The 11104-nt window shown below is 65.0% G+C and carries 11 protein-coding genes and 1 pseudogene; 10 read left to right on the forward strand and 2 right to left on the reverse strand.

The features are described from left to right. Positions 1–2 precede the first annotated feature (2 nt). The gene (locus AC3WLY_RS13415) at positions 3–908 is read right to left on the reverse strand and encodes a LysR family transcriptional regulator (protein ID WP_175958885.1); all 906 of its coding nucleotides are present in this window, start codon (positions 906–908) and stop codon (positions 3–5) included. Between the two features lie 95 nt (positions 909–1003). On the opposite strand from AC3WLY_RS13415, the gene AC3WLY_RS13420 reads away from it, so the two are divergent. The 7 genes and pseudogenes from AC3WLY_RS13420 to AC3WLY_RS13450 form a co-directional block, all read left to right on the forward strand. Further along, entirely contained in the window at positions 1004–1954 is a 951-nt protein-coding gene (locus tag AC3WLY_RS13420; RefSeq protein ID WP_492310778.1) for a ketopantoate reductase family protein, read from the forward strand. Then, complete coding sequence (locus AC3WLY_RS13425; protein WP_425132977.1) at positions 1951–2343, forward strand: VOC family protein; 393 nt, start codon at positions 1951–1953, stop codon at positions 2341–2343. The genes AC3WLY_RS13420 and AC3WLY_RS13425 overlap by 4 nt, the downstream gene beginning before the upstream one ends. Before the next feature lies 1 nt (position 2344). Beyond that, positions 2345–2803, forward strand: a complete 459-nt coding sequence (locus tag AC3WLY_RS13430) for a MaoC family dehydratase (RefSeq protein WP_492310777.1) — start codon at positions 2345–2347, stop codon at positions 2801–2803. Next, a complete protein-coding gene (locus AC3WLY_RS13435) occupies positions 2803–4023 on the forward strand; it encodes a CaiB/BaiF CoA transferase family protein (RefSeq protein ID WP_492310776.1) in 1221 nt (406 codons plus the stop codon). The genes AC3WLY_RS13430 and AC3WLY_RS13435 overlap by 1 nt, the downstream gene beginning before the upstream one ends. Next, complete coding sequence (gene aroE, locus AC3WLY_RS13440) at positions 4023–4856, forward strand: shikimate dehydrogenase (protein WP_492310785.1); 834 nt, start codon at positions 4023–4025, stop codon at positions 4854–4856. Before AC3WLY_RS13435 ends, aroE begins: the two co-directional genes overlap by 1 nt. Positions 4857–4875: 19 nt before the next feature. After that, positions 4876–5319: a type II 3-dehydroquinate dehydratase gene (aroQ, locus tag AC3WLY_RS13445; RefSeq protein ID WP_175958880.1), complete on the forward strand. Its 444-nt coding sequence runs from the start codon at positions 4876–4878 to the stop codon at positions 5317–5319. 448 nt (positions 5320–5767) lie between these two features. Beyond that, a pseudogene (locus tag AC3WLY_RS13450) lies at positions 5768–6030 on the forward strand (citrate/2-methylcitrate synthase); the annotation flags it as partial. 81 nt (positions 6031–6111) lie between these two features. Here AC3WLY_RS13450 and AC3WLY_RS13455 read toward each other — a convergent pair. Then, positions 6112–6303: a hypothetical protein gene (locus AC3WLY_RS13455; protein WP_492310775.1), complete on the reverse strand. Its 192-nt coding sequence runs from the start codon at positions 6301–6303 to the stop codon at positions 6112–6114. A gap of 222 nt (positions 6304–6525) precedes the next feature. On the opposite strand from AC3WLY_RS13455, the gene AC3WLY_RS13460 reads away from it, so the two are divergent. The 3 genes from AC3WLY_RS13460 to AC3WLY_RS13470 form a co-directional block, all read left to right on the forward strand. Then, complete coding sequence (locus AC3WLY_RS13460) at positions 6526–8727, forward strand: type I secretion system permease/ATPase (RefSeq protein ID WP_492310774.1); 2202 nt, start codon at positions 6526–6528, stop codon at positions 8725–8727. Continuing rightward, a complete protein-coding gene (locus tag AC3WLY_RS13465) occupies positions 8711–10135 on the forward strand; it encodes an HlyD family type I secretion periplasmic adaptor subunit (RefSeq protein ID WP_425132973.1) in 1425 nt (474 codons plus the stop codon). Before AC3WLY_RS13460 ends, AC3WLY_RS13465 begins: the two co-directional genes overlap by 17 nt. 89 nt (positions 10136–10224) lie before the next feature. Then, a partial coding sequence (locus AC3WLY_RS13470; protein ID WP_492332674.1) for a hypothetical protein occupies positions 10225–11104 on the forward strand: 880 nt, incomplete at its 3' end.

Below are 11104 nucleotides of genomic sequence, written 5' to 3' on the forward strand. Positions count from 1 at the left end.
CGTCAGCGCAGACTGCTGAAAAGCTGAGCGACCAGATCGCGCAGCCAGCGATTTCCCGCTTCGTGGTGATAGCGGGCGTGCCAGTGCTGCCGCACCGCAAATCCCGCTACCGGTATCGGACACGGATGCACCGACAGGTCATTCACCTTCGCCAGCGTCTCGCCGATATGCCGCGGCAGCGTGGCAATCAGGTCGGTGCTCTTGATGATGGCCCCGAGCCCGAGAAAACCCGGTAGCTCGAGCACGACGTCCCGCTCAACGTGTTCGCGCACAAGCGCCTGCTCCAGCAGTTGCGCCCCGGTCCCTGCCGAGATGGCGACGTGGCCTTCCGCGCGGTACTGCTTGAGCCCGAGCTTTCCGCGCCCGCGCGGATGATGCTTATTCATCAGACACACCCAGTCCTGCGTGTACAACTGCTGCTGGTAAATGCCGCCGCCGAGCCAGGGCACGTGACCGATCGCAAGGTCTGCCTCACCTGATTCCAGCGCGCGCTCGGTATTGCCGTCGATTCTGGCCGCTTCGAGGCGGATCCCGGGCGCCTGCGCGCGCACGTGCGCCAGCATGCGCGGAAGCAGCGTGATGTGGCTCGCGTCGGTCATGCAGATGCGGAACCGCCGCTTTGCGGTGGTGGGGTCGAATGCAATCTCCCACGCAGCGAAGCGCCGCAGTGATTCGAGAATCTCCCGGCACGGACCGATCAGCGCATCGGCTTGCGGCGTCGGCGCCATGCCGCCAGGCGTACGTATGAACAGCGGATCTTGCAGATGCTCCCGCAAACGCCCGAGCCAGATGCTGACCGTCGGCTGACTCTGCCCGAGCTGCTCCGCGACGCGCGTGACGCTGCGGACATCGTAGAGAAGATCGAAGAGCTGCAGCAGCTTCAGATCGGGGAGTTCTGCCGGGTTCATAGCAATATTGTCTGGTGCAATGACGTCATTGTATCCATTGCATTGCGGACATGAGTGCCCAATCGTATCTTGGTCTCCAGATCAAGGAGACGGCAGTGAAGATTGCGATTTTAGGTGCGGGTGCTCTGGGCTGTGCCATCGGCGCGGCGCTGACCGAAGGCGGCAACGAAGTCTGGCTGCTGAACCGCTCGGTGGCACATGTGGAGGCCATGCGGCGTGATGGTCTGTGCGTGGACGACGCGAATGGCTCGCGTCGTGTGAAGGTAAACGCGACGACGCGTGCCGCCGAAGCCGGCGCCGCCGATCTGGTGGTCGTGCTGGTCAAGTCATTTCATACCGATGCAGCGATGCGCGGCGCGCTGGACCTGATCGGACCCGACACGCTGGTCCTGTCGCTGCAGAATGGCCTTGGGCACGAAGATGTGCTCGCCGACATCGTCGGGCGCGAGCGCGTACTGGCCGGCAAGACGTACGTCGGCGGCGTGATGCGCAATCCAGGGCACATCGAGTCAGGCGTCGCTGGCAAGATGACCTATATCGGCGAACTCGATGGCCGGATAACCTCCCGCGTGACGGCGATCGCCGAAACCTTCAATGCCGCCGGACTGGCCACCACCGTCAGCGACAACATCGTCGGCACGATGTGGGACAAGCTGCTGGTCAATGTCGCAACCGGCGCGCTGACGGGCGCCACGGGCCTGACCTACGGCCAGCTTTACGACGAACCGCTTCTGAAAGCGGCCGCGCTCGCGGCGGTCGCCGAAGCGATCGCGGTCGCCCACGCCGCGGGTGTCACGCTCTCGACAACCGATCCTGAACGCCCGTGGAACCTGGCAGGCGAAGGACTTTCGTCAGCCTTCAAGACCTCGATGCTGCAAAGCCTCGAAAAAGGCTCCATCACCGAAATCGACTTTATCAACGGCGCGGTCGTGCGCTGGGGACAACGGCACGGCGTGCCGACGCCCGTCAACGCGACGCTGGTCGCGTGCATCAAGGGCATCGAGCGCGCGATGGCCGACCGACAACACAGGGAGACAACCGCATGAACGGCAGCAAGGCTTATCTGGAGCATGTCGCCATCTGGGTGAAGGACATCCACTGGCACATCCGCTTTTTCGAAGACGTTCTCGGCATGACGATGCGCGAGGTCGACGGCACCGTCGAGGAACCACGACAGTACTGGACGCTCGGCGGTTTGCAGTTCATCCATAACCCCCAGCATGACGCGCCTGAAGGTCGCCTCGGGCACCTGGGCGTGATGTGTGAAGACCTGGAGGCCGCGCTGGCTGCCGCGCAAAAGTATGACGTCAGCGAAATGCCGCAGGGACGCAACTGGTTGCGCCTCCCGGACGGCCTCGCCGTCGAACTGATCCAGGCAAAGCCCGCATCGTGCGTGGCGCGGGCACTGGACATCAATCCACGCTCGGAGGTTTGAGATGACGATCGTCGATAAATATTGGGACGATGCCCGCGAGGGCGACGAGTGCGTGAGCCCGAACTACACGGTAACGAAGGAACGCATTCTGGCCTACGCAGACCTGACAGGCGATCACACACCGGTTCATGTGGACGAGGAATACGCGAACGCGAGCCACTTCGGTTCGATCGTTGCACACGGTCTGTTTGGCCTGTCTATCGCCGATGGGCTCAAGACCCAGAGCGACTACCGCTTCCTGCCGGGCATGTCGCTCGGCTGGACGTGGGACTTCAACTTGCCCATCAAGGTCAACGACGTGCTGCACGTCAAGTTCCGCGTCGGCACGATGCGCGCGAGCAAGAGCCGTCCCGACTGGGGCATCGTGGTGCTGCCGTCAGAGCTGATCAATCAGGACGGCCAAGTCGTCCAGCATGGCGAGCATCGTCTGATGGTGCCGCGCCGACCGGGAGCATTCTGATGCAAGCACGTCCTCTCGAAGGTATTCGCGTCGTCGACTACAGCCATTTTCTGGCCGGTCCGTATGTTGGGCGTTGTCTCGCGGCGCTCGGCGCCGAAGTCATCAAGGTCGAGCGTCCCAGCAGCGGCGATGCGGGTCGTCAGCACGCCACGGTGCTCGACGACGAACAGAGCGGCTATTTTCTGCAGCTCAACATGGGCAAGCGTGGTGTCAGCGTCAACATGCGCGACCCGCGTGGGAAGGAGTTCATGCAGCGGCTGTGCGATTCGGCGGATGTGTTCGTCGAGAACTATCGGCCGGGTGCGCTGAACAAACTCGGGCTTGGTTATGACGAACTGTCCGCGCGCAATCCGAAACTGGTCTACTGCTCAATTTCGGCCTACGGCCATACGGGACCTGACGCGCATCGCGCCGGTTTCGGTCTGATTGCCGAAGCGAAGAGCGGCATCATGCAGATGATCGGCACTCCCGGCGAGCCGCCCCCGCTGATGCGCATTTCGCTCGGCGACATGTACACCGGTATTCACGCGGTGGCGGCGATCAATGCGGCGCTGCTCGGTCGCGTGAAGAGCGGCCGCGGCCAGCACATCGACATGGCGCTGTACGACACGCTGGTGTCGATGCACGAGTACGCCGTGCAGTGCTACACGATGCAAGGCACCGTGCCCGAGCAGACCGGTCACGACATGCCCACGTCGACACTCTATGGCGTGTTTCGTGCCGCCGACGGCGACCTCGTCATCGCGGCCCAGGTGGACGACGCGTGGAAGCGCTTCGCCGCCCTGATCGAGTCGCATGAAGGACCGGCCGGTTTCGGCACTGACACGCGCTATCACACCCTCGCGGGACGCAACGCGAACCGGTTGGACATTCTGTCCGTCGTGAAGCCCTGGGTGGCAAGCCGACCGGTCGCGCAGGTGCTCGAGCTGTTGGATGGCATCGATGTGCCTTGTGCGAAGGTGCAGCGCATCGACGAAGTGCTTGTCGATCCGCAGATCGTGGCGCGCGGCATGGTGGTCGAGCAGGAGCACCCGCGCTACGGCAAGTTGCGCCTGCCGAACCTGCCGTTCCGCTTCTCCGACTGCGACACGACGATCCGCGAGGTCGCTCCCGATCTCGGTCAGCACAACGCCGAAGTGGCGCAATCGCTGGGTTTCGGCGCTGCCGAGATCGACGCGATGCAGACTGAAGGTGTGCTGTATTCAAAAGTGAGGCCATGATGACTGACCAGTACGCGGTGATCGGCAACCCGATCGGCCATACGAAATCCCCACTGATCCACGGTCTCTTCGCGCAGGAGACACGGCAGGACATGTCTTATACGGCAATTGAAGGACCGTTGGAGCCGCAGGACGCGTTCGCCGCGACCGTGCGCGCGTTCATCGCAGCGGGCGGCAAAGGCATGAACGTGACCGCGCCGTTCAAGCTGAAGGCGTTCGCGATGGCCGACGAACGCAGCGAACGCGCGGCACTGGCCGGTGCCGCCAATGCGCTGAGCTTCAACGACGGCCGGATCGTCGCTGAGAATTTTGACGGTGTTGGTCTGGTGCGCGACATCGAGGTCAACCTGAACCTGCCGATGGCCGGCAGGCGCGTGCTGATCCTCGGCGCCGGTGGGGCGGTGCGTGGTGCATTGCTGCCATTCCTTGCCGCGCGACCTGCTGAACTGGTCGTCGCTAACCGGGACATTGCCAAGGTTCGGGCGCTGGTCGAACAAGTCGCTACGAGCGGTCCGCTGGCCGCTTGCGGGTACGGCGACCTCGAGGCGATGGGACAGTTCGACCTGGTGGTCAACGCGACGTCGGCCAGTCTTACCGGCGATCTGCCTCCTGTCCCACCGAGCGTTTTCAGTCCTTCAGGCACGGCTTACGAACTCGCCTATGGCAAGCGATTGACGCCCTTCCTGAGACTCGCGCGCAATGCGGGCGTGCTGGGTGTCGCGGACGGTGTCGGCATGCTGGTGGAGCAGGCGGCGGAAGCATTCGACTGGTGGCGAGGCGTGCGGCCCCAGACCCGTGCCGTGATCGACCGGCTCACGGTGCCGCTGGATTGAACGTGCAACGGAGTGACGAATGAAAAAGGTCCTGATGCTTCACGGTATCAACCACAATATGTTTGGCAAGCGCGACCCGGTGCAGTACGGAACGATCACTCTGGCCGAAATTGATGCCCGGCTGCAGGCTCTCGGCGCCGAGCTTGGCGTGCAGGTGGAATCATTCCAGACGAACAGTGAAGGGGCAATGTGCGAGCGCATTCACCGGGCCTTCGAGGAGCGCTGTGACGCCGTGCTGATCAACGCAGGGGCGTGGACACACTACAGCTACGGCATACGCGATGCGCTGGCTATTCTCATCTGCCCGGTCGTGGAATTGCACATGTCCAACATTCACGCCCGGGAACCGTTCCGACATCACTCGGTATTCGCCGAGATCGTCGATGGGCAAATCTGCGGCTTTGGGGTCGAGAGCTATCTGCTCGCCTTGCGAGCCGCAGTTGCTCAGAGCAAACACAAGTGAAGCAATCGGCGATCTGGCTCCGAACCAGAGTCAGCAATCCTTAGTGTGACGCTGTGTCCGGAATTACAGGGTCAACTCCAGTCGCTGTCCTGAGCGCCTGATCGCAAGGGCAATGTTCGGATGGGACGATGCGGCCGATTGATTTCCCAAACCAGCTGGAATTGATAGACGGCTCGAGGGTCGCTACCGGCATGTGCCGGACCTCGGCAGGCGCGCCACGACATCAACGGAAAAATGATGCTGACGTGTAACGCCGTGCTAACAGCCGGGTGCCTCCGGTCATCGGAAGCCCCGATGCTGCGTCACGCCAGCGGCGGGGATGCTCCCCGCGAGCTGCGCGTCACACCCTGGCGTTACCCGTCAAAGCGCGTTCGGCGCCGCCCTTCCGCCAAGCACCGCGGCGACGTTATCGAGCGCGGTAAAACCCATCTGGTCGCGCGGCTCGATCGTCGCGCTCGCGATGCTGTCGGTGCAGCTTCGGTTGCCGCGCGACGCGGCGTTCGGGCTGTTCTCGATCGCGCGCAGCGTCGGGCTGCTGGCCCACTGTATCGAACAACTGCGCGTGGGCAACGTGATCCGGCCGCGCAGCCGCTATACGGGGCCGACGCTCGACGAACGGCATCTGCGCCCCGAGGCCGAGCCGAAGACGACGGCACACTGCCGAAAGCCGGCATGATCGAGAAGAACCGGGTGTTCAAGATCGTGGATTGACCGCGGCCGGGCGTCGAACCGACGGACGGATCAGCGACCCGATGTGTACCCCGCCGATACGCCCCCTGAAACCGAAGCGTTTCACAACTGCAACATTTTCGATACCGGATCCGGCCCCGTGCCGACGGCGTTTCCGGATCCGCGTAGCGTGCGGGCCTTCTCCAGTGCGCCGTTGTCGCTGCGTCGGCACGAAATCGCACGGCGCTCGCGCAGGCGCAGCGTATCAGCCCTGAAACCAAACCGGCATTCGAATACCGCCGTCGGTCGGCGCATGCCCGCCTCCGCCCCACCAGGCGCGCCAGTCGCTGCATCTGGCCCGCTCCTTGCTGTTGCTCCGACGCAAACACAAACAGTCACAAGCAGTCGCACAAGCGACGAACAGCACACACAATCGGGGTGAGGTATGAACAAGACGGAGCGCTTGACGGCGGCAATGTGCGCGCGCGGCGGACTGCCGCATCGGTCGGACCGTCACCAGCCCGGCGGCGTGCTGTAATGCAGGCCGCCGCTACACAAGCCGCTGCCGCGAGCGGGGAGCCGAGCGCCGCGCACGGCTGGAATCTGCCGCACGGATCGGGTATCGAAGACGATCCGTTGCTCGGCTGCCTGCTCGTGCTGACGCGGCTGTTCGACCGGCCGGTGGGCGTCGACACGCTCGTGGCCGGCCTGCCGCTCGCCGGCCGGCGCCTCACCCCGGCCCTGTTCGTGCGGGCCGCGGCGCGCGCCGGTCTGTCGGCCAAACTGGCCCGGCGCGCGTTGCCCGACATCCCGGATGCGGTCCTGCCCGCGGTGCTGCTGCTCAACGACGGCCAGGCCTGCGTGCTGGTTCACCGCAATGCGGACGGCACCATGCAGGTGATCCTTCCTGAAACCGGTATCGGCGAGGAAGCCGTCGACGCGGCCGAACTCGCGCAACGCCACGCCGGCCACGTGCTGTTCGCGCGCCCGGCCCACCGATTCGATGCACGCGACACGGAAAGCGTCGTGCCGCGCCCGCGCCACTGGTTCTGGGGCGTGGTCGCGCAATCGTGGCCGATCTATGCGGAAGTGATGCTCGCGTCGACGCTGGTCAATCTTTTCGCGCTGGCGATGCCGCTGTTCACGATGAACGTCTACGATCGCGTCGTGCCGAACCGGGCGCTCGAGACGCTGTGGGCGCTGGCGGCCGGCATCGCGCTCGTGATCGTGTTCGACGTGGTGATGCGCACGTTGCGCGGCTATTTCATCGACGTGGCCGGCAAGAAGATCGACGTGATCCTGTCGGCAAACCTGTACGAGAAAGTACTCGGCATCCGGATGGCTGCGCGGCCGCCGTCCGTCGGCGGATTCGCTTCGCAGATCCAGGAATTCGAAGCCGTGCGGGAATTCCTCACGTCGGCGACCGCGGCGGCGCTGATCGACCTGCCGTTTTCGATCGTGTTCGTCGTGGCGATGTTCTGGGTCGGCGGCGGGCTCGGCTGGCTGCCGCTGCTGGCATTGCCGCTCGTGATCGGCGCGGGCGTGGCCGTGCAGGGGCCGCTCGCGCGGGCCGTGCAAGCCAGCCAGCGGCACGCGAGCCAGCGCCAGGCCCTGTTGATCGAAACGCTGGTCGGCCTCGAGACGATCAAGGTCAACGGTGCGGAAGGACCGATGCAGGCGCGCTGGGAGCAGATGCTCGGCGAGATCGCACGGCTCGGGCTCAAGTCGCGCCTGCTGTCGGGATGCGCGGTCAATTTCGCGATGTTCGCGCAGCAGGCGGCCTATCTCGCGGTGGTCCTGTGCGGCGTGTACATGATCGGCGACGACCGGCTCACGACCGGCGGACTGATCGCCTGCACGATCTTCACCGGCCGCGCGCTCGCGCCGATGGGCCAGGTCGCGTCGCTGCTGACCCGCTACCACCAGTCGCGCAGCGCGCTGGCGTCGATCGACGGCGTGATGAACCTGCCCGGCGAGCGTCCGGCCGAGCAGCGCTTCGTCCATCGGCCGGCGCTCAGCGGCGAGATCGAATTCCGTAACGTCAGCTTCGCGTACCCCGGCCAGAGCGGCGTCTCGCTCGAAGGCGTGTCGTTCCGCATCGCCGCGGGCGAGCGCGTCGGCATCATCGGGCGCGTCGGCTCGGGCAAGACCACGATCGAAAAACTCGTCCTCGGCCTCTACCCGCCTTCATCCGGCAACGTGCTGATCGACGGCGTCGAACTGCGTCAGTACGATCCTGCCGCGCTGCGGCGCGGGATCGGTCACGTGCCGCAGGACGTGATGCTGTTCAACGGCACCGTGCGCGACAACATCGTGCTGGGCGCGCCGGGCGCGGACGACGACGCCGTGTTGCGCGCCGCGCAGGTGGCCGGCGTCGCGGACTTCGTCAACCGTGTGCCGAACGGCTTCGACCTCGCGGTGGGCGAACGCGGCGAAGCGTTGTCCGGCGGGCAGCGCCAGGCCATCGCCATCGCCCGCGCGATGCTGCTGTCGCCGCCGGTGCTGTTGCTCGACGAGCCGAGCAGCGCGATGGACAACCGCTCCGAAGAGCTGTTCAAGGCCCGCCTGTCGGCCCAGCTCGCCGGCCGCACGCTGCTGCTGGTCACGCACCGTCCGTCGCTGCTCACGCTCGTCGACCGCCTGATCGTGATGGATCAGGGCCGCGTCGTCGCTGACGGCCCGAAGGACCAGGTCCTCGCGGCTCTTGCAGGGAGAAAGCTCCATGTCGCTGCTGGCTGAACCCGACGGCGCCGGCGCGCCGACGACGCAACGCATCGCCGCGCTCAACGCACTGCGCGGCCGCATCAGCGCCGCGCTGAAGCCGCGCGCCGACGATACCGCGTTCATGCGCGAACGCTGCGCGGCCGCGATGGAGGGGCCGCGCTACTTCACTCACTGGATTCTCTGGGCGACGCTCGCGTTCATCGTCATCGCCCTCCTGTGGGCCGCGTTCGCCGAAGTCGACGAAGTCACCGTCGGGGAAGGCAAGGTGATTCCGTCCAGCCGCGTGCAGGTGGTGCAGAACCTGGAGGGCGGGATCGTCTCGGAGATCATGGTGCGCGTCGGCCAGGTCGTCCAGAAAGGCCAGCCGCTGATGCGCATCGACGATACACGGTTCACGTCGTCGTACAAGGAAGGACAGGCGAAGGATGCCGCGCTCCTTGCCCGCATCGCGCGGCTGAGCGCCGAAGCGAACGGTGCCGCGTTCGTCGTGCCGGACCGCCTGGCACGCGCTAACCCGGGCCTGCTGGACGAGGAACGCTCGCTGTTCGAGTCGCGTCAGCGCGAATTGCAGGCCAATCTCGACGTGCTGAGGCAACAGGCCGAACAGCACCGGCAGGAACTCGCCGAAAAGCGCTCGCGCGAGGTGCAGTTGCAACACAGCTATGCGCTCGTCGCGAAGGAACTGGCGTTGACGAGCCCGCTGGTGGAAAAAGGCGCGGTATCGGACGTCGAGGTGCTGCGGCTCGAGCGGCAGGCGACCGACATGAAGGGCGACCTCGATGCGACGCGGCTCGCGATGCCGCGGCTGGAAGCCGCCTATCGCGAGGCGCGCCAGAAGATCGACGAAACGACCGCGCACTTTCGTGCCGACGCGATGAAGGAACTGAATCTCGCGCGCGCCGATCAGTCGGCGCTGAGTGCGGCCAACGTCGCGCTCGAGGATCGCGTCACGCGCACCCTGGTGCGCGCGCCGCTGAAAGGGATGATCAAGCAGATCAAGATCAACACCGTGGGCGGCGTGATCCAGCCGGGGATGGACTTGCTGGAAATCGTGCCGCTCGACGACACGCTGTTGATCGAAGCACGCGTGCGGCCGGCGGACATCGCGTTCCTGCATCCGGGGCAGGACGCGACGGTCAAGCTGTCCGCGTACGACTTCTCGATCTATGGCGGCTTTCCCGCCGTCGTCGAGGACATCAGCGCCGACACGATCGTGCCGGACCGTCCCGGCGAAAAACCGGACAGCTATTACCGCGTACTGGTTCGGACGCGGCAAAACAAGCCGAGCGGCCGCAGCCAGCCGGTCGCGATCGTGCCGGGCATGATCGCGACCGTCGACATCCGCACCGGGCGCCGTACCGTATTGCATTACCTGCTCAAGCCCGTCATCAAGACCAAGGAAATGGCGTTGCGCGAGCGTTGACACGAGAACCGGTTTGCAGTTCTTCGGGCATGCGCGGCATCGGGCGGCGCAGCGCCCGCATTAAAACATGACAGGACGGGGAGCACGACATGGCGACGACTTCAAATGGGACCGCGGTTTCCATCAGCAATACGCCGCAGGCAACGAACGACGTATTTACGTCGGCCCAGACCGGGCTCACCGACAATACGCTTACCACCGTCTACCTGAACGTGATGGCGAACGATCTCGGCGGCGCGGCCAAGACGCTCTATTCGCTCGACTCCGGCACTGAAACGACCGTCGCGCTCGAACAGACGGCGTTGCTGACGCAGGATACGGGCCGGGTGGAATCGGTGAGCACGGATTTCAGCGCGCACGGCGCGCACATCTGGATCACGTCCGACGGCAAGGTCGGGTATGACGCGAGCCATCTCGACGCATCGTGGTTGTCGAACAGCTTCAATACGCTCGGCTACGCGCAGGACAGCTTCACGTACGCGATCCGGCTGGGCAACGGTACGCTGAGCTGGGCGACCGCCTATGTCGACATTGCGCCGCCCGCTCCTGTCGTCGCGCTGGCGCACGACACGGGGATGTCGGCCGCCGACAACATCACGTCGGACGGTACGCTGTCGGTCGGCGCGGTGGCGCACGGCGCGACCGTTCAGTACAGCACCGACAACGGCGCGCACTGGAACGCGAGCTTCAGCGCCGTCGAAGGAACGAATACCGTGCTGGTGCGGCAGATCGACGTGACCGGCAATGCGTCGGCCGTGTCTTCGTGCTCGTTCACGCTGGATACGGCTGGCGGGACGGCGCCTCGAGTGGCGCTGGCGGTCGATTCGGGCAGTAGCGCGACGGATCACGTCACGAATGTCGGGGCGCTGAATGTCTCGGGCATTGAAACCGGTGCTACCGTGCAGTACAGCGTTGATAACGGTGCGCATTGGAGTACGAGCTTGAGTGCCGTCGAAGGCGTGAATAATG

The organism is Burkholderia sp. FW306-1C-G01B (assembly GCF_058781685.1).

Excerpts from the sequence above, each read along its gene's own strand:
- AC3WLY_RS13465 (WP_425132973.1), top strand. The coding sequence starts at position 8,711 with ATGTCGCTGCTGGCTGAACCCGACGGCGCCGGCGCGCCGACGACGCAA.
- AC3WLY_RS13415 (WP_175958885.1), bottom strand. The coding sequence starts at position 908 with ATGAACCCGGCAGAACTCCCCGATCTGAAGCTGCTGCAGCTCTTCGAT.
- AC3WLY_RS13460 (WP_492310774.1), top strand. The coding sequence starts at position 6,526 with ATGCAGGCCGCCGCTACACAAGCCGCTGCCGCGAGCGGGGAGCCGAGC.
- AC3WLY_RS13430 (WP_492310777.1), top strand. The coding sequence starts at position 2,345 with ATGACGATCGTCGATAAATATTGGGACGATGCCCGCGAGGGCGACGAG.
- AC3WLY_RS13455 (WP_492310775.1), bottom strand. The coding sequence starts at position 6,303 with ATGCGCCGACCGACGGCGGTATTCGAATGCCGGTTTGGTTTCAGGGCT.
- AC3WLY_RS13425 (WP_425132977.1), top strand. The coding sequence starts at position 1,951 with ATGAACGGCAGCAAGGCTTATCTGGAGCATGTCGCCATCTGGGTGAAG.
- aroQ (WP_175958880.1), top strand. The coding sequence starts at position 4,876 with ATGAAAAAGGTCCTGATGCTTCACGGTATCAACCACAATATGTTTGGC.
- aroE (WP_492310785.1), top strand. The coding sequence starts at position 4,023 with ATGACTGACCAGTACGCGGTGATCGGCAACCCGATCGGCCATACGAAA.
- AC3WLY_RS13435 (WP_492310776.1), top strand. The coding sequence starts at position 2,803 with ATGCAAGCACGTCCTCTCGAAGGTATTCGCGTCGTCGACTACAGCCAT.